The sequence below is a fragment of the Lysinibacillus sp. G01H genome, from assembly GCF_028872195.1.
GTDB lineage: Bacteria > Bacillota > Bacilli > Bacillales_A > Planococcaceae > Lysinibacillus > Lysinibacillus capsici.
Map to the genome: position 1 here is coordinate 4,084,468 of NZ_CP118397.1, position 17,494 is coordinate 4,101,961.

A 17,494-nucleotide genomic window follows, 5' to 3' on the forward strand; every position below is an offset into this window, starting at 1 on the left:
CTTTTCACCTAACGAAAACATCCGCCTTCATAGAGAAATCATTTAAGGTGATTTCGTAGAAACATCCGAACCCTATTATCGAACTTATATGAAAGCAATCCTTGCATTTAATTTTTTTCATTTTACTCTTTGTCTACGTTAAAATCAACTGATAGTGCGATTGATTAAATATTCCCAACTTTCTTTCAGCTTCACAAAATCAACATCTTCTTTGTCTTTCCCATAAATATGTTGCTCGTAGACTACCGTCAGCTTTTGCATTTCATCCGTTTCTAATGCTGCATCTACACGCTCTGCGAACGCACTTAATGTTTCTCCATCTTTTCTGCGCAAGCCAATACGAGATAATTGCTTCAGTAAAACATGGTAAGAAGAATCGAAATTTGACCAATCTGCTACTTTTTTACGGTATGCTCGAACATGCATCTTTGGAATCCACGTTTTACGCTGTAAGAATAAAGAAATACCCGTGATTATTAATAATACAGCAATTATCACCCAAACATAAGCAAACTTTTTCATCCATAACCACAATGCATCAAAGCTAAATGTTGAGTTCGGTTGTTCCTTCTCGGTTACCTGTTCTTGTGGTTGTGGCTCCTCAGGTTTTTGTTCTGGCTGCACTACTTCTTCCTCGTCAGACGTATCTAACGGGATATCATAATCAATGTTGACGTTGCCGGAAAAACCGATTGTAGGTTCAAACTCCATCCATCCCGTTCCAGGTATAAAAGCTTCTACCCATGAGTGCGCATTGTCATTCGTGATGCGATATTCGCGTAATCCATCTGACATGGGGCCTGCAGTTCCTGGTGCAAAACCTTTTACCCAACGAGCTGGGATCCCTACTGAACGTAAAAGTACCACCATTGACGTGGAGAAATTATCACAATACCCTACTTTTGTATCGAACAAAAATTGATCGACATAATCTTGATTTTCAGCAGGAATGGCGGCTTGCGTTTTATCGTACTTAAAACCATTTGTTCTAAAATAACTTTCTACAGCCTTAATTTGTTCATAAACCGTATCTTTCTTTTGCGTTATTTCAGAAGCTAAGTCCCTTACACGTTGAGGAAGTTGGTTTGGTAACTGCAAAAATCGATCAAAGGAAGAATCCATTGTTTCAAGTGTTGCTGGATATGACAATTGGAGCTGCTCCATACTATAAACAGGTTCACTATAAGACAATGAATAGTTTGATAATGATTTCGATTCCCCTACCTCTTGTTCTATATTCATTCTTTCAGTCTGCTCATCCTGAATAAATAGAGTGGCATCTTGAGCCGAAACAGAGAGCATACCATATGTTTGAAATAAAAATGGCATTGGAACAGCAATATCTAATTGAATCTGACGTTCATTTTCGGGTGGCCCGACTTGTAAGGAAGTCAGAATGGGTGTATTTGACTCATAAACATTTTTCCCAAAGTTCCCCTCTGAAACAATCCAACCCTTTGACGTATACGTATCTTTCGTTTCAATGCGCCAGTAATGGCGATCACGAGAAGAGGCAGTGAAAATTAAAGTATTATCTCCTTGGAACGGACCACCTAACTGACTATCATCTTGGCTATAACCAACTGATTTTTGACCATTTCCATTTCCATCTTGCCCAGTAACCCCTTGGATAAACGGCACAGGATCTGCCCATGTTGGTCCAGTCTTTGGTAAAAAAAATGCTACAGAACTAATGAGCAATACAGATACTAGCATGGGAATAACAATTTTCCATTTCTCCATTGCCGTACTTGTAGTTTCCACTTGAAGCCATAGACGCTTGACAAAAAGAACACCTGTCATGATTAATCCTAAAACAACAACTTTTACAATTGCCGCTTTACCATCATAGTCACTAAATGTATCCAAAGTAGCAATAAAGAATACGGTCATGGCAAAGAAGTAGAATATATTTTTTCGCACCGAAACCCAATGGTGAATTAAATAAACTAGCATCCAAATCAACACAAGGAATAATACTGTTCTGAAAACATCTGAAACCTGTCCAAAGTCACCTGTTAGAATCGTGGCCATGTTTCCTTTCCATTCAGCCAATAAAAAAGGCAATGTATCACCAGATAATACAGGACTAGGGCTATAGATAAAAACGATAAACCAGGTAATATAACCAAGCTTCACTAATCCTGATAGCAATGGATGTACGCGGAAAAGACTTAGCGCTAAAGACATACCGATAAACACTAAGAAAAGATGCATCCCACCTGTATTCGTTAATTGCATAATGGGAATAAGCCATTCACGCAAAATGAAAAATACAATAACATAAGCTAGGGCTAATTCTAAAAATTCGCCTAATGATTGCTTCACGGTCTCATCACCTCCGTGAATAAATGATAGAAATCTGCTGGATTTACATAAATAACTTGAATATGTTTATACCGCATCGCAAGCTCAGATTGCACTGGCGGCTGCTTTGCCACTACAAAACAAATACAGCTTTTCACTATATTTGCAAGAGTATGTAGTAATTCATCTGAAACATCACTTGTCACGTAAAGCAGTGTTGCAACTTGCTTAAAGGCTTGTTGATCATGAAATCGAAACTTGACATTCTCCATAGGTTTTATCGCAGCTAAATGATACATAACCTGATCTAAATGCTTGTCCCCCTGTATAGCAGGGAATACTTTCGTTATTTCTCCAGCAGAAATAAATGACAAATCTCCTCGTTCCTTAACGATCATCTGTAGCATTGAAGCTACTAATTCCACTTTTTCTTCAAACATGGAGGATTTCGTAGCGTCTAGCACTAACATTAGTTCTGATGATTGTCGATCCTCAAATTCCTTAGACTGCAACTTTTGTGTACGGGCAAATGATTTCCAATGAATCCAAGAAAAACGATCTCCTGGAACGTACTCTCTTAATCCAACAGCCATGGATGTGTCCTTCACTATAGAATATGGTGACATCATCGGGCCAACATCAAATTTTGTTTGAAGCGCAGCATATTTCATCTCTTGTACTCTTGGGTAAACTAAAATAGTTTGGTCCTTTTCTGCTACGACAACCTTTTTAGCCCAGCCAAAAAAATCGTAGAAAACAATTGTAACACCTAGGTAGCGATGTTCACCGCGTGGCATATTTTCCAATTCATATTGCCAGCTAAAGTTTTTTTTAAATCCAACGAACTTTATGGCATTCGCATTTTGGATTTTAGCTTGCACTAATCCCTCACTATCCACAAGTTCCTCCATTACGATATAGGCAAATGGAAAACGTGTTTTACGTTCTATCGTAATAAGCACCTTCGCTGATTGACCTCGTTCTATATGAATCGGGTCAATTTTGCGTTCGATTAGTAAAATATCTTCTCTAACGACAAAGAACATGAATGCATATACTAAAAACGGACTAACCGTAAAAAATACAAACCAGCTAACAAATCCACCTTGGAACATTGCATAACAAAACGTTACGATCATCAAGAAAGCGATTAATAGGAAATGTTTACTTTTTTCTACAAAAGCTTTCCATTGCCTCATTGTTCTGCAAACCTCTTTGTCGGAACTGGTGTTTTAGCAATGATACGCTGGATAATTTCGTCTGCTGTCACGTTATCATAGCGTGCATCTGGTTTTAAAACTAAACGATGGCTAAAAACAAATGGCACTAAATATTGAACATCATCAGGGGTAACATAGCTTCGTCCTTTCAAAAATGCGTAAGCCTGTGAAGCTTTCATTAGCGCTATTGTGGCACGTGGACTCACACCTAAAAAGACATAATTATTTTCCCTTGTTAGAGTAGCAAGCTCCACCATATAATTTTTAACAGAATCTTCTACATACACACCTTGAACAAGCTCCTGTAATTCGATTAATTGAGCTACTGTTAATACTGCTTCGATTTTTTCAATGGCTTTACCATTCTCAGCTCTTCGTAAAATTTCAACTTCCTGCCCCCTAGATGGATAGCCCATTTTTATCTTTAAGAGAAATCGATCTAGTTGTGCTTCAGGTAAAGGATAGGTACCTTCATGTTCAATCGGATTTTGTGTAGCCATAACAAAAAATGGCTGATTGATCATCAGCGTTTTCCCATCGATTGTAACAGAAGCCTCTTCCATCCCCTCTAACAAGGCTGATTGAGTTTTCGGAGACGTTCGGTTAATTTCATCGGCTAATACAACATCCCCCATGATCGGCCCTGGACGAAATTCAAACTCCATTGTCTTGGGGTTATAAATAGAAATACCGACTACATCTGATGGCAATAGATCTGGCGTAAATTGAATACGCTTAAATTGTGCATCAAAAGATTTTGCAAGTGCTCGCACCATCATTGTCTTTCCTACTCCAGGTACATCCTCCAACAAAACATGTCCCCTTGCTAATAATGCGACAATACTGAGCTCAGCAACTTCTCTTTTACCAATCATTACTTTTTCTATATTTTCTAAAACATTCTGTATTTGAGCATTCATTAATCGAAAAGCCTCCCATTCCATCAAGCAATTGTGTGAATTGCAAGCAAACTTAATATAAGCATAGCGAAATCTGTCCTGTAAAACAATTATCTGAAACTTCCACTTCCTACGAACATTCATAAAAAAGGCTTGTTTGATAACATCCAAACAAGTCTAATCCTTATTATATAACGTCATTATCCATTAGAATGTTACAAATTCAATCTTTTTATCCATATTTCTTCTAAAGATGTAGAATTTTCTTGTAAGAAAATTTCAGTTATCGCCCCAGAAATGATAATTTCACCTTCATGTAAAACTAATACATCACCTGCTATTTCTTCAGCAAAAGACAGCAAATGAGTAGAGAAGATAACCGTATTGCCTTTTTCTTTCTCCTCCAACATCATGTTTTTTCAACTGTGCTATCCATATTCCGCATATACCGTTTGACTTGTAAATAGAAAAAACAAAAAGAACAACACGATTTGCTTCATCACTTTCTACCTCCTCATTCAGCAAGAAAAGACTAGAGGATTTCCCCTAGTCTATGATTTAATGACTGTGCCCTTCTTGATTCATCTCATTCGAATGCATAGAACCGGATGCATCTTTTTCATCCTCAGCCTTTTTTTGCATCATTTTCTTACGTCTCTCCAATGCATCATCTTTAATTTTTTGTAGTTCCTCCTCATAAGCTTTCGAATTTTCTTGCATATATTTATCTGCTTCAGCCTTGTCCACGAAATAAATATAGCCCCAGTTCATCGGAGATTTCAGTTCCGTTTTTATAATTGTTACATCTTCAATCTTTGCCCAATCTTTCGTTACAAAATCACGTACAAATTTTTCGTTTTTTTCTTCATTAGCAACCTCCGCATTTAATAAACAGCCAATATCGTCATAAAAAGCAATTGTTCCATCTTCTTTTATTGCCTGTGCTGAAAATACACCCATCTCATGGTCTTTCATATAAACTTTCATATTACACATTTCACAAATTGTATCTTCTTCTGGCTCTTGTAACCGTGTATCTACTAGTGAAGCAACTTGCACGGTTTCTGATTCATTTTTCGTAGTTTCTTGCTCAATTTCCTTTTCTTCTACCTGTTTTTTTTCGCTACCACAAGCTGCAAGTACAAATAATAATATTAGTGCAGGTAACCATAATTTTTTCACAACTTTATCCTCCAAGTTTAGTTTTTTGTTGCCATATCCTACATTACAGATTAGTTGTGAAATTAGTTAAAAATCGCTGTGAAGAAATGGAAAAATTACCTTGAACATTCCATGAACATCTTCACTTCAAATATTTTGAATTTAGTGCTTTCACTTACTTCTCCTCAATAATAAAAAACTCCCCACACTGATGTGGAGAGTTTAGCTTATATGGAAGAACGATAACTATTGAGTCGCTTCTTTTGTTTGTTTAAACGACTGAGCTTTAGTGCCGTTTCATTTAATTCACGGCGAATTTCCAAATCACTAGCATTATCTACATGGATAGGTGTAATCGGTTGCTGCTGTTGTGAATTTACAGAAATAGTTGTTGAATTGTACGTCTTCTCTTTATTTTTTTGTAATCTATTTCGAAATTGCTTTTGTGGATTTTGCCCAAAGTTATGGCTGAGATCACCAGCATGTAAATATTGTTGTTCCTGCCGAAAAACACTACTTGTCGTTCCACTCACTCTAGAAGTCCTCATAAAAAGTTACCCTCCTCTACATTTTACTATCCTTATAGGTAATTATATCGACATTATATGCTGACAATTAACAACATAGAACCATAATGCATAAAAAAAGAGTGAAAAGAGCTATTTTTAAAAGTGGAAACACTTTCTTTATAACCCTTTTCACTCATCTTACTTCCAAAAATCATCAAATATTGTTATTGGCATATGACGCTTATGTTGGGAACGCAAATAATACCCTTCTAATCTTCGGCGAGGTTCTTCTGGAATTTCTTTCCCCTCTAAATAATCATCTATTTGATCATACGACACACCTAGCGCCACTTCGTCTGGCAAGGAGGGACGATCTTCTTCTAAATCTGCTGTAGGCACCTTTTTATATAGATGCTCAGGGCATTGAAGTTCTGCTAGCAATTGCTTTCCTTGTCGTTTATTTAAACGAAAGATTGGCATCAAGTCTGCTCCACCATCACCAAACTTTGTATAGAAGCCTGTAATAGCTTCCGCAGCATGATCTGTTCCTAATACAACCGCTCCATTCATTGCAGCAATGGAATATTGGACCTTCATACGCTCACGAGCCTTTTCATTCCCTTTCACAAAGTCATTCAGCTCAACACCTGCATTTGTTAGAGCTCTCACACTAGCATCCACTGCGTCTTTTATATTTACTGTATAAACCTTCGTTGGCTTTATATAATCAATGGCATCTTGGCAATCTTGTTCATCAGCTTGTACGCCATATGGTAATCGTACAGCGAAAAACGAATACTTCATTTCTCCCTCTTCTGCATTTAATTCATCAATCGCCAATTGCGCTAGTTTACCTGTTAATGTTGAATCTTGACCACCAGAAATACCAAGAACAAACCCTTTTACAAAACTATGGCGTTTTGCATATTCCTTTAAAAAATCAATGGATTTACGTATTTCCCCCTGTACATCAATGTTAGGCAATACGCGTAATTCCTCAATAATTTGTTGCTGTAAAGTCATTGCACCTGTCACTCCTTTTCACATTCGTTTAACCATCGCATGCACTTCTTCAATATTACGCATCTTATTATCCCAGCATTTTTGACTGAGATCGACTGGATATTCTTCAGGATTCATGGCACGCTTATATTCATCCCATAACAGTTCTAAATTCTCCGCCGCGTAATCACGCATTTCCTCTAATGTAGGGTTTTGATAGTTGATCGCTCCATTTTTAATAACATGCTGATGTAAATTTTTGGCATCAAAATTTGTAACAAACTTTGAGACAAACGTATGAATCGGATGGAACATTTTGATACGTTCCTCAGCTTGAGGATTTTCATCGTGCATTGTGATGTAGTCTCCTTCTGCCTTTCCATTCTTTTTATCGATAATACGATAGACATTTTTCAAGCCTGGCGTTGATACCTTTTCCGCATTAGCTGAGATTTTTATCGTATCTTCAAGTTGCCCTTCGCTATTCTCGATAGCCACCATTTTATATACTGCACCTAATGCAGGCTGGTCGTAAGCTGTAATAAGCTTTGTACCGATTCCCCAAACATCCACTTTTGCTCCTTGAGCTTTTAAATTTAAGATGGTGTATTCATCTAAATCGTTTGAGACAATGATTTTGGCATCATGGAAGCCTGCAGCATCCAACATACGGCGAGCTTCTTTCGACAAGAAAGCAATATCGCCGCTATCTAAACGTATGCCAATGAAGTTAATTTTGTCTCCTAGCTCTTTAGCTACTTTAATAGCAGTTGGCACCCCTGATTTCAATGTATTATAAGTATCTACCAAAAACACACAATCGCGATGACGTTTAGCATAAGCATGGAATGCATCATAATCATTTTTATAAGCTTGTACTAATGCATGGGCATGTGTACCAGAGACAGGAATTTTAAAAAGCTTACCTGCTCGAACATTACTTGTGGAAGCAAAACCACCGATAAACGCTGCACGTGTTCCCCAAATAGCAGCATCCATTTCTTGTGCACGCCTTGTACCAAATTCCATCGCCACTTCATTTTTAATAATTTGTTTGATACGGCTAGCCTTTGTAGCAATTAATGTTTGATAGTTAACAATATTAAGTAATGCTGTTTCAATTAGCTGCGCCTCTACTAATGGAGCTTCGATTCGGACAATTGGTTCATTAGCGAAAACTAGTTCCCCTTCTACCATGGAATACATATCTCCTGTAAATCGGATGTTCTTTAAATACTGGATAAAGTCCTCTTTATAACCTACTTCATCACGTAAATACGCAATATCCGATTCACTAAAATGAAAATCACGTAGATAATCAAGCATTCGCTCTAACCCAGCAAATATGGCATAGCCATTACCAAAAGGTAATTTTCTAAAATACAATTCAAAAACTGCTTTTTTATTATGTATGCCATCCGCCCAGTAGGATTCTGCCATATTGATTTGATATAAGTCTGTGTGTAGCGCTAAGCTATCATCTGCATAGTTTGATCTCAAAAGAAACCCCTTCTTCCGCTTTGATAATTAGTCCTAGTATACACTATATACCCAAATTCTTGCGTATTACATTCCCTCTTATAGATGTTAGGTTTTCTAACATTAATAGTCAGAAAATTTAGAACTGTACACATTTTAGACACAAATTTTAATACCGCTTTCATTCCCTTTATAAAAACCTTTTTTCTAAAATACTTCGGGACTAGAAATACTTAATGTAAAATAACCTCACATAGAATCTAAAAAAACAATTGCACTGTTTTTAATACCGTTTTAACATGTAAATTAAATTCACGCAAGGAGCTGGTACACATGAAAAAAATTGAAGCAATCATTCGTCCTGAAGTTTTTGGAGCAGTTCGGGACGGTCTTGCACAGGAAGGAATTGCAGGGTTAAGCGTTTCAGAAATCGCTGGTTGTGGTCGTCAGCTAGGTCGAACAGGACTCTTCCGCGGCAATACGTATGAAATTGAATTTTTACCTAAATTAAAATTAGAAATGATTGTAGACGATGGCAAAGTTGATGCCATTGTAGAGATTTTATTGCGTGAAGCAGCAACTGGTAAAGTTGGGGACGGGAAGATTTTCATTTATCCAGTAGAACAAGCAATTCGTATCCGAACAAAAGAAGTCGGGTCGATTGCAGTAGAATAAAGGGGGCGATATAGATGGATGAAGTACTATTATCTGTTAATTTAATTTGGGTGATGCTTGGCACTATTTTAGTATTCTTTATGCATGCAGGTTTTGCTATGGTTGAGGCTGGATTTACCCGCTCAAAAAATGCAGTCAATATCATCATGAAGAATTTTCTCACTATTTCTCTTGGTGGGATCGTCTATTTTTTATGTGGCTATGCCATTATGTTCGGAGACTCAGTAGGTGGCATTTTCGGCACAAGTGGCTTTGCTTTAAAAGGAGTAGATGATCTTTCTTTCTTTATCTTCCAAACAATGTTTGCTGCAACTGGAGCAACTATTTTATCGGGGGCTGTTGCAGAACGTACTAATATTTTCGCTTATGTTGGAGTTATTATACTTATGTCTTTAGTTGTTTATCCTGTAGTAGGCCACTGGGTTTGGAGTGGGCAAGGTTGGTTAACAGATTTAGGTTTTGTTGATTTTGCTGGCTCGACAGTTGTTCACTTAACAGGGGCTGTTGCAGCATTTGTCGCAGCAGTTATGGTTGGACCTCGACTAGGCAAATATGAAAATGGTCGAGTAAATGTTATTACAGGACACAGTATTCCATTAGGTGCATTAGGCGTATTTTTACTTTGGTTTGGTTGGTTCGGCTTCAATGGTGCTTCTACATTAGCTGCTGATCCAGAGCTAGTTCCTAGTGTTATTGCTAATACGTTTTTTGCAGCTGCAGCTGGTGTCGTTGCCACTGCTTTCTATACAAAATTTCGATACGGACATATCGATGGCTCTCTTACATTAAATGGTGCATTAGCTGGGCTTGTAGGGATTACTGCTGGTGCAGCGAATGTCAGCATTTTTGGCTCGCTTATCATTGGTTTAATTGCTGCACCTTTGCTTGTGGAAGGTGTACGCTTCCTAGAGTGGAAGCTAAAAGTTGATGATCCTGTTGGAGCAATTGCTGTTCATGGTATTTGTGGTATTTGGGGAACACTGGCAGTTGGCCTATTTGATATTGGTGGGCAAGGCTTATTTTATGGTGGGGGTTTTGGTCTATTAGGTATTCAAGCAATTGGCGTTATTGCAACTATTGCTTGGGTTAGTGTATCTGTAGCAGCAGGTTTATTGATCATCAAAGCATTTGTCCCATTACGAGTAACGGCTGAAGAAGAAATTGCTGGATTAGATGTAATGGAACACGGAACGCCTGCGTACGAATACCAAGATATTTTCAAAAGCTCCGCAGTACGAGGCGAAACCTTCGCTCATCGTTTAACACATTTCGGTAAAACACAGAACAATGTTCAAGAAGAACAACATGTATAGCTAGTGATCTGCTCCTTTATCTCTGGATAATGGGGCAGATTTCTTTTGGTGCACTCCTACATTGGAAACCGTTCATTTACAGATGAAGTAGGTTACTTTGTTTGATGTGATCAAGTCTATAGAAAAAGCGCTCTTTCCATCATTTAACAAGAGATTAACATTTTCCACTTCAATCGATCGATTCCTTCTCTAACTCAAGTAAAAATTGTTTCATAGCTAAGCCGCTTCTAAAGCCTGTTAATTGACCATTTTTGCCAATGACCCGATGACATGGAATAATCGCCAGGATTGGGTTTGCTCCAATAGCAGTCCCTACCGCTCGAACCGCTTTGGGATTACCAATGCGTTGAGCAATATTTCCATAAGTTGTTGTTGTACCATAGGGTAATTCTTTTAATGCATCCCACACCGCTAATTGAAATGCTGTCCCTTTCACATGGATTGGAAGATTAAATTCAATAAGTTCCTTCTTAAAATAGGCTGTTAACTGCTCTTTATATGGGAGCAACTTTTCTGAATTCTCTTCAAAGCAATATCCTTTAAATGGTTTATCAGCCCACTCCTTTACTTCTTCGAATGATGCATTTGGTGTACCTATATAAACAAGTCCTTTGTCTGAAGCCACAACATACATATCACCCTGTGCATAGGTTAATGTATCGAAATACAATATTTCCATTCCCAAATCCCCTTCTTTCTTTTTTCAACACCATCTTCCAGTCATTTCATGCTACAGTTATTTTACTAACTAAAGTAAAGGAGTTTCAATAGATGAATATGTTATATGAACCTGCCATTCACTTTCAACAAGTTCAATTTTCAGTAAATGACAAAATGATATTAAAGTCAATTACTGGGTCATTTCCAAAAGGGCAAATCACCACTCTCGTTGGTCCCTCTGGCGCTGGTAAAACAACTTTACTTAAATTATGTAATGGCCTTCTCTCACCATCAAATGGGCATATACTCGTTGATAATCAACCTATTTCTACATATGATCCAACAGCTTTAAGAAGGCATGTTGGTATTGCTTTACAGGCAGCTCCTATGATAGCAGGTACAGTGTTAGAGAATCTTGCTCTTCCCCGTACACTGCAAGGACAAAAACTTTTGCAGCAGGAGGCTATTCAATATTTAGAGGACGTTGGGTTAAACGAAAGCTTCCTGCATCAATCTACAAATGATCTATCTGGCGGACAACGTCAAAAGGTATCTATCGCTCGAACACTTATCAATCAATCCTCTATTTTATTATTAGACGAAATAACATCTGCTTTGGATCGTCAATCCGTACAGGATATTGAAAAATTGATTGTCACCATTAACAAAAAATACAATGTCACCATGATTTGGATTACCCATAATTTGCAACAAGCGCTAACGATTGGTCACTATACATGGGTTATGATGAATGGGGAGCTCGTTGAAACTGGTAAAAGTTCATTACTCAATGCACCAACAAATCCACGTGTTGCCGAGTTTGTACAGGGGGTAAACAAATGACGTTTACATCCTTATCACTGACATTAATTTTTGTTTGTATTCCTTTATTCCTATCCAAAATATTAAAGTTAGATCTTGAAAAAGATACACTTATTGCAACATTACGCTCCATCATTCAATTGCTTGCTGTCGGCTATATATTAAAATTTGTGTTTGATGCAAATAGTTATAGCTATATTTTCCTGATGGTAGCACTAATGATTGTCGTGGCCACGTTAAACGCACGAAAAAAAGGAGTAGGTATTAAAGGAATCACCTGGAAGATAGCACTGACTCTTGTCATGGTAGAAATAATTACACAAGGTGTTTTGCTAGGCTTTCATATTGTTCCAGCAACTGCTCAGTATATCATTCCCATTAGCGGGATGCTAATTGGTAATTCCATGGTGCTATCCATTTTGTTCTTAAATCGTTTTACAGCTGAAATTACTAACCATAAGGATCAAATGGAACTAATACTATCCCTGGGTGGCACACCAAAACAGGCTATTCATCGCCAATTAATTAATGCCATAAAAGCTAGTATGATTCCTACGATTGAGAGTCAAAAAACAATCGGACTAGTACAGCTACCAGGTATGATGAGTGGTCAAATTATTGGGGGAGCCGACCCTCTTCAGGCAGTCCAATTTCAACTTTTAATTATCTTTGCTCTCTTAACAACTGCAACATTATCCAGCGTTATGATTGGCTTTTTAAGTTATCCTGCACTATTTAATGAACGTATGCAAATACTTGATATGAAATAATTGTTAGGCTGAATGTAATATAGTTTAAATAATTTATGTTATACTAAAAAGAAAATGCAGTTAGGAGAATGACCATGTTATTACGCGATTTTTTCATCCACTTATCTGAGAACCAACTATTAAATAGTGCTGCAAAGAAATATGGCCTAAAATTAGGAGCACAAAGTGTAGTAGCTGGTACAAATATCGAAGAAACAATTGCAAGTATCAAAGAACTAAATGCACATAATATTTCTTGTACAGTAGATAACCTAGGTGAATTTGTTTCAAGCAAAGAAGAAGCGACTGCTGCTAAAGAAAAAATCCTTACTGTGATCGAAGCTATTCACGAAAACGGTGTAGCTGCACATATTTCATTAAAGCCATCTCAATTAGGCTTAGATATTGATGTTGATTTTTGTTATGACAATCTGTATGAGATTGTAGAAAAAGCCGCTTCATATGATATCTTTGTTAACTTTGATATGGAAGACTATGGACGCCTACAAACTTCCTTCGATATGGTGGAAGAATTATCGAAAACATTTAATAATGTTGGTACTGTCATCCAATCATACTTTTACCGTGCAAAAGATGATATTGAAAAATTTAAGGACTACCGTTTACGTATCGTAAAAGGTGCTTATAAAGAGCCAGTTGAAGTAGCCTATCAAGACAAATTAGATATTGATTTAAACTTTATTGAGTTGATTGAATATCACCTACTAAACGGTAAATTTACATCAATCGCAACTCATGATCACAATATCATTGCGCACGTAAAACGCTTTGTAGCTGATCATAATATTCCGCTTGATAAATTTGAATTCCAAATGCTGTATGGTTTCCGTACAGATATGCAAAAAGAGCTTGCAAAAGAGGGCTATAACTTCTGTGTATACGTTCCATTCGGCGAAGATTGGTACGGGTATTTCATGCGCCGTTTAGCTGAGCGTCCTCAAAACCTTAATCTTGTCACAAAACAAGTATTTACGAAAAAAACGAATACTGTTCTTGCAGTAGCAGCAGGTGCATTCGTTCTTGGTCGTTTAACTAAACGCAATAAGTAAAAAAATGAGAACCTTTTCGCTTATGATGCGATAAGGTTCTCATTTTATTTATTCCATCCTTTTTCTTTAAAGCGTGCAATGGCCTCAATTCGATTACCAACGTTTAGTTTTTCTAAAATCGTCGAAATATAGTTACGAACTGTGCCAGCAGACAAAAACAGCTCAGCAGCAATTTCCTTTGTCGTCTTGCCCTCTGCTACAAGTGTCAGAACTTGACTCTCTCGCTCCGTTAAAGGATTTTCACTATCGTCTTCATAGACAAAATCAACGAGCTCTGGCGCATAAATGCGTTTACCATCCATTATTGTACGGATTGCGCTCACTAACTCCTCTATAGGGCTATCCTTTAATAAATAGCCTCTGACACTCGCTTTTCTAGCACGTTCGAAATAACCAGGTCTAGCAAATGTAGTTAAAATAATGACTTTACAACCTGAGCCAGTGCTATGCATTTCTTCTGCTGCGTCTAGTCCCGTTTTCACCGGCATTTCAATATCCATAACACAAATATCAGGCTGATGCTCTTCCACAAGCATCAATGCTTCTTCACCATTTTTTGCTAAGCCAACAACCTCCATATCCTCCTCCATACTAAGTAAAGAGCGAAGCGCGCCTAATAGCATCCCCTGATCTTCAGCAATCACAATTCGTATCATGTCACAATCCTCTTTTCTATATGTTCTTCAGATTGTCTTTGACATTCTGATGCGTAATAGCTACTGGGATAGTTACCGTTAATGTGGTGCCCTCAACACTTTCAATTTTAAAGGACCCATTAATAAACTCTAAACGTTCCCGCATTCCTTTCAATCCATTACCAGTTCTCCAGGCTTGTTTTTTCGTAATACCCTGTCCGTTATCTCGCACTACCAAATAAACTTCTTTAAAATTTTGATGGAAAGCAATTTCACATTTTGTTGCTCCACTATGTTTGACAACATTATTAACCGCCTCTTTTAAGCACATAGATAAAACATTCTCTACAAGTGGTGGAACTTGCAATGCGTTTTTATCACCCTCAAAGACAAACTCCATTTCAGCTGCCTTTAGTATTTGTGAAATACGCATGATCTCATCTTCAAATTTTGCTGTACGCATATCTGAAACTAATTCCCGAACCTCTTTTAAGGCAATACTAGCCGTCTGGCGTATATCCTTAATCTCAATCAAGGCTTGCTGGGGATCTCGTTCAATCAACCTAGAAGCTAGATCACTCTTCAAACCTATCATGGACAATTTTTGTCCTAATGTATCATGCAAATCTCGAGCTATTCTTTGTCGTTCTTCAAAAACAATTAATTCAGCAATACGTTCATTGGCTGTTTCTAACTGTCCCTCTAAATTTTCACGTTTATTTTTGGAATAAAGCGTTAGCGGTAAAAGGACAACAGCTAAAATAGTTAATACAACGAAAGGCAACTGTGATAAAAATAGGTTGAGCTCTACAAAGAATCCAGCACCTGCTGAAATAACTGTAAATCCAATATGTAGACCATACATAATATAAAAGCCGACGGGTCTTCGGATATTGCCAATAAAAAATGCTGTGAAAATGGACAAATAGACATAGCCATACAAGATGGTCATAATAATATTTATGACCATTTCAAAGCTAATCCACATATAAACTAAACCGCTTTTCGAATTCATGGCAAATCGATAGAAGATAAAATAGAGCATTAAAAATGTAATACCTATCGATATTTCGATATAAGATGATTTCCTAAAAATGAAGAAAAACGGTAGGAAACAAAAAATTATCCACAAATATACACTGAGCATCGGACTATTCGGAATAATACTATGCCATTTCCTCAACATAATCTCACGCTCTTTCCTACTTTTCCCTTATTATAACAAGAAAATTAAATTTATGCCTGTAGATGCTTTGACCCATAGTCCTCTCTTTACATAAAACAGCCATCTCTCTTGCAGAGATGGCTGTTATCAACTAAGCGGCAATACTGCCTCTTTCTTTACGTTTTATAATTTCATTTACTTCTTTAAACGTTACAAATTTACCTTGATCTTCATCATATAACTTGTAACGTAGTGATTCTAAACTCGTACGTAAAGTAATCGTTGTTGCCATGTGTAATGGCGGTGTCTCATTGTGTGCCTTTTCAAGATTATAATTAGGTACACGAGGAGCTAAGTGATGAACATGATGGAAACCAATATTCCCTGTTACCCATTGTAAAAGTTTTGGCAATTTATAATACGAGCTTCCTTCAACTGCAGCTTTCACATAATCCCACTCTGAATCGTGTTCAAAATAAGAATCTTCATACGTATGCTGGATGTAAAATAACCAAATTCCTAAAGAACCTGCAATAAATAAAGTAACGCCTTGCACTAATAAAAACGCTTGCCAGCCCATGAAGAAAATTAAAGCGGCACAAATTCCCACAATGGTAATATTCGTTAAAATTGTATTGAGACGTTCCTTCTTCTTCGCATCCTTACGATTAAAACGATTTAAGACAAGAACCATATAAAGTGGGCCTAATCCAAACATCACAAATGGATTACGATAGAAGCGGTACCATAGACGTTGCCCTTTTGAGGCTTGCATATATTCTTCAACTGTCATCATATCAATATCACCGATACCACGCTTGTCTAAGTTTGAGCTTGTTGCATGGTGAATTGTATGCTCACGTTTCCATTTTTCATAAGGGAATGATGTTAGCACCCCAGTAAAAAATCCAACCCAGTCGTTTGCCTTTTTACTTTTGAAAAATGACCCGTGTGTACAATCATGAAAAATAATAAAAGTTCGTACGACAAAACCTGCTGAAATGGCACTTAAGCCAACTGTTAGCCAAGGTGATACATCCACTAACAAGTAACCAGCCACCCATAATGCAATTAACGGTACAATTGTATTTATAATCTGAAAAACACTTTTACGCGTATCTGATTTGGCAAATGGCGCTACATCTTGGCGTAACTTTTTTGTTTTTTCTTTAATAGTTGCCATCTTTTACTCCCTCGTTTCTTTTTTTCTTATGATCTCATCATAAAACAAGAACACAAGTCAGTAACAGACGCAAACATCACAAAAAGGATATGACATTTGTCATATCCTTTTATGATTTCGGTCCAGTCAAATGAAGTTGAAAGAACACAAGGTCTAGCCATTGTTCAAATTTATAGCCTGCATTTTTAATGGTTCCTGCATATTCAAAGCCTAATTTTTCATGTGCTTTAATACTACCAATGTTTTCTCCATCAATACCAGCAACAAGCGTTTTGACACCATTTTCTTCAGCCATCGCTATCAGCTTGTTCATGAGCTTTGTCGCAATCCCTTTTTGATAATGCTCTTTATGCACATAGACAGAGTGCTCCATTGTATATTTATAACCTGGATAAGGACGGAATTGACTATAGGTAGCAAAGCCAGCAACAAGCCCATTATCCTCAAATACAAGTAAAGGATTATCTAATGCTTGTTGTTCCTTAAACCACTGTACTTTTTCATCAAAAGTTTGTATTTCGTATCGATAGACAGCCTTGCTTGTTAAAATAATATCATTATAGATAGCCAAAACCTCAGGAATATCTTTTTCTTCCATGAATCGTATCATTCTGCTCACTTCCCTTAACCAAATTGTTTTCTTCT

General features: G+C 37.2%; 18 protein-coding genes and 1 riboswitch. Of the genes, 5 read left to right on the forward strand and 13 right to left on the reverse strand.

Annotated elements, in window-relative coordinates; all coding sequences use genetic code 11:
- Window positions 1-10: 10 nt before the first annotated feature.
- Window positions 11-112: riboswitch (purine riboswitch) on the reverse strand.
- Window positions 113-144: 32 nt separating this feature from the next.
- The 8 genes from PSR12_RS20790 to PSR12_RS20825 all read right to left on the reverse strand — a co-directional run bounded on the left by PSR12_RS20790 (window position 145) and on the right by PSR12_RS20825 (window position 8,598).
- Window positions 145-2,328 (reverse strand): transglutaminase TgpA family protein, encoded by a 2,184-nt coding sequence (locus tag PSR12_RS20790; protein ID WP_221682971.1) that lies wholly within the window; start codon window positions 2,326-2,328, stop codon window positions 145-147.
- Complete coding sequence (locus PSR12_RS20795) at window positions 2,325-3,506, reverse strand: DUF58 domain-containing protein (RefSeq protein WP_221682972.1); 1,182 nt, start codon at window positions 3,504-3,506, stop codon at window positions 2,325-2,327. The genes PSR12_RS20790 and PSR12_RS20795 overlap by 4 nt, the downstream gene beginning before the upstream one ends.
- The gene (locus tag PSR12_RS20800) at window positions 3,503-4,447 is read right to left on the reverse strand and encodes an AAA family ATPase (protein WP_004230520.1); all 945 of its coding nucleotides are present in this window, start codon (window positions 4,445-4,447) and stop codon (window positions 3,503-3,505) included. Before PSR12_RS20800 ends, PSR12_RS20795 begins: the two co-directional genes overlap by 4 nt.
- A gap of 194 nt (window positions 4,448-4,641) precedes the next feature.
- Window positions 4,642-4,839, reverse strand: coding sequence for a hypothetical protein (locus tag PSR12_RS20805; protein ID WP_274770375.1), 198 nt, complete (start codon window positions 4,837-4,839; stop codon window positions 4,642-4,644).
- A gap of 145 nt (window positions 4,840-4,984) precedes the next feature.
- Entirely contained in the window at window positions 4,985-5,608 is a 624-nt protein-coding gene (locus PSR12_RS20810; RefSeq protein WP_221682973.1) for a hypothetical protein, read from the reverse strand.
- Window positions 5,609-5,814: 206 nt separating this feature from the next.
- Window positions 5,815-6,135, reverse strand: a complete 321-nt coding sequence (locus tag PSR12_RS20815) for an NAD synthetase (RefSeq protein WP_221682974.1) — start codon at window positions 6,133-6,135, stop codon at window positions 5,815-5,817.
- A gap of 159 nt (window positions 6,136-6,294) precedes the next feature.
- Window positions 6,295-7,119, reverse strand: coding sequence for an ammonia-dependent NAD(+) synthetase (gene nadE, locus PSR12_RS20820; protein WP_221682975.1), 825 nt, complete (start codon window positions 7,117-7,119; stop codon window positions 6,295-6,297).
- A gap of 18 nt (window positions 7,120-7,137) precedes the next feature.
- A complete protein-coding gene (locus PSR12_RS20825) occupies window positions 7,138-8,598 on the reverse strand; it encodes a nicotinate phosphoribosyltransferase (RefSeq protein WP_221682976.1) in 1,461 nt (486 codons plus the stop codon).
- 312 nt (window positions 8,599-8,910) lie between these two features.
- On the opposite strand from PSR12_RS20825, the gene PSR12_RS20830 reads away from it, so the two are divergent.
- Together PSR12_RS20830 and PSR12_RS20835 are read left to right on the forward strand one after the other, a co-directional pair.
- The gene (locus tag PSR12_RS20830) at window positions 8,911-9,252 is read left to right on the forward strand and encodes a P-II family nitrogen regulator (protein WP_016995352.1); all 342 of its coding nucleotides are present in this window, start codon (window positions 8,911-8,913) and stop codon (window positions 9,250-9,252) included.
- A 14-nt stretch (window positions 9,253-9,266) separates the two neighbouring features.
- Window positions 9,267-10,565, forward strand: coding sequence for an ammonium transporter (locus PSR12_RS20835; RefSeq protein ID WP_016995351.1), 1,299 nt, complete (start codon window positions 9,267-9,269; stop codon window positions 10,563-10,565).
- Between the two features lie 169 nt (window positions 10,566-10,734).
- On the opposite strand, the gene PSR12_RS20840 is transcribed toward PSR12_RS20835, so the two are convergent.
- Entirely contained in the window at window positions 10,735-11,244 is a 510-nt protein-coding gene (locus PSR12_RS20840; protein ID WP_221682978.1) for a methylated-DNA--[protein]-cysteine S-methyltransferase, read from the reverse strand.
- 92 nt (window positions 11,245-11,336) lie between these two features.
- On the opposite strand from PSR12_RS20840, the gene PSR12_RS20845 reads away from it, so the two are divergent.
- The 3 genes from PSR12_RS20845 to PSR12_RS20855 all read left to right on the forward strand — a co-directional run bounded on the left by PSR12_RS20845 (window position 11,337) and on the right by PSR12_RS20855 (window position 13,866).
- Window positions 11,337-12,068, forward strand: a complete 732-nt coding sequence (locus PSR12_RS20845) for an ABC transporter ATP-binding protein (RefSeq protein ID WP_221682979.1) — start codon at window positions 11,337-11,339, stop codon at window positions 12,066-12,068.
- Window positions 12,065-12,817, forward strand: a complete 753-nt coding sequence (locus PSR12_RS20850) for an ABC transporter permease (RefSeq protein ID WP_221682980.1) — start codon at window positions 12,065-12,067, stop codon at window positions 12,815-12,817. The genes PSR12_RS20845 and PSR12_RS20850 overlap by 4 nt, the downstream gene beginning before the upstream one ends.
- A 74-nt stretch (window positions 12,818-12,891) precedes the next feature.
- On the forward strand, window positions 12,892-13,866 hold the full coding sequence (locus PSR12_RS20855; protein ID WP_048394992.1) for a proline dehydrogenase family protein: 975 nt from the start codon (window positions 12,892-12,894) through the stop codon (window positions 13,864-13,866).
- A 44-nt stretch (window positions 13,867-13,910) separates the two neighbouring features.
- Here PSR12_RS20855 and PSR12_RS20860 read toward each other — a convergent pair whose 3' ends face one another.
- The 4 genes from PSR12_RS20860 to PSR12_RS20875 all read right to left on the reverse strand — a co-directional run bounded on the left by PSR12_RS20860 (window position 13,911) and on the right by PSR12_RS20875 (window position 17,459).
- Window positions 13,911-14,522 (reverse strand): response regulator transcription factor, encoded by a 612-nt coding sequence (locus tag PSR12_RS20860; protein ID WP_004224461.1) that lies wholly within the window; start codon window positions 14,520-14,522, stop codon window positions 13,911-13,913.
- A 16-nt stretch (window positions 14,523-14,538) separates the two neighbouring features.
- The gene (locus PSR12_RS20865) at window positions 14,539-15,687 is read right to left on the reverse strand and encodes a sensor histidine kinase (protein ID WP_439331365.1); all 1,149 of its coding nucleotides are present in this window, start codon (window positions 15,685-15,687) and stop codon (window positions 14,539-14,541) included.
- A 130-nt stretch (window positions 15,688-15,817) separates the two neighbouring features.
- Window positions 15,818-16,849, reverse strand: a complete 1,032-nt coding sequence (locus tag PSR12_RS20870) for a Delta(5) desaturase DesA (protein WP_221682981.1) — start codon at window positions 16,847-16,849, stop codon at window positions 15,818-15,820.
- 109 nt (window positions 16,850-16,958) lie between these two features.
- Window positions 16,959-17,459, reverse strand: coding sequence for a GNAT family N-acetyltransferase (locus PSR12_RS20875; RefSeq protein WP_274770378.1), 501 nt, complete (start codon window positions 17,457-17,459; stop codon window positions 16,959-16,961).
- Between the last annotated feature and the right edge of the window lie 35 nt (window positions 17,460-17,494).

Excerpts from the sequence above, each read along its gene's own strand:
- PSR12_RS20850 (WP_221682980.1), top strand. The coding sequence starts at position 12,065 with ATGACGTTTACATCCTTATCACTGACATTAATTTTTGTTTGTATTCCT.
- PSR12_RS20845 (WP_221682979.1), top strand. The coding sequence starts at position 11,337 with ATGAATATGTTATATGAACCTGCCATTCACTTTCAACAAGTTCAATTT.
- PSR12_RS20860 (WP_004224461.1), bottom strand. The coding sequence starts at position 14,522 with ATGATACGAATTGTGATTGCTGAAGATCAGGGGATGCTATTAGGCGCG.
- PSR12_RS20815 (WP_221682974.1), bottom strand. The coding sequence starts at position 6,135 with ATGAGGACTTCTAGAGTGAGTGGAACGACAAGTAGTGTTTTTCGGCAG.
- PSR12_RS20840 (WP_221682978.1), bottom strand. The coding sequence starts at position 11,244 with ATGGAAATATTGTATTTCGATACATTAACCTATGCACAGGGTGATATG.
- PSR12_RS20800 (WP_004230520.1), bottom strand. The coding sequence starts at position 4,447 with ATGAATGCTCAAATACAGAATGTTTTAGAAAATATAGAAAAAGTAATG.
- PSR12_RS20830 (WP_016995352.1), top strand. The coding sequence starts at position 8,911 with ATGAAAAAAATTGAAGCAATCATTCGTCCTGAAGTTTTTGGAGCAGTT.
- PSR12_RS20855 (WP_048394992.1), top strand. The coding sequence starts at position 12,892 with ATGTTATTACGCGATTTTTTCATCCACTTATCTGAGAACCAACTATTA.
- PSR12_RS20870 (WP_221682981.1), bottom strand. The coding sequence starts at position 16,849 with ATGGCAACTATTAAAGAAAAAACAAAAAAGTTACGCCAAGATGTAGCG.
- PSR12_RS20795 (WP_221682972.1), bottom strand. The coding sequence starts at position 3,506 with ATGAGGCAATGGAAAGCTTTTGTAGAAAAAAGTAAACATTTCCTATTA.
- PSR12_RS20875 (WP_274770378.1), bottom strand. The coding sequence starts at position 17,459 with ATGATACGATTCATGGAAGAAAAAGATATTCCTGAGGTTTTGGCTATC.
- PSR12_RS20865 (WP_439331365.1), bottom strand. The coding sequence starts at position 15,687 with ATGTTGAGGAAATGGCATAGTATTATTCCGAATAGTCCGATGCTCAGT.
- PSR12_RS20805 (WP_274770375.1), bottom strand. The coding sequence starts at position 4,839 with ATGATGTTGGAGGAGAAAGAAAAAGGCAATACGGTTATCTTCTCTACT.
- PSR12_RS20835 (WP_016995351.1), top strand. The coding sequence starts at position 9,267 with ATGGATGAAGTACTATTATCTGTTAATTTAATTTGGGTGATGCTTGGC.
- nadE (WP_221682975.1), bottom strand. The coding sequence starts at position 7,119 with ATGACTTTACAGCAACAAATTATTGAGGAATTACGCGTATTGCCTAAC.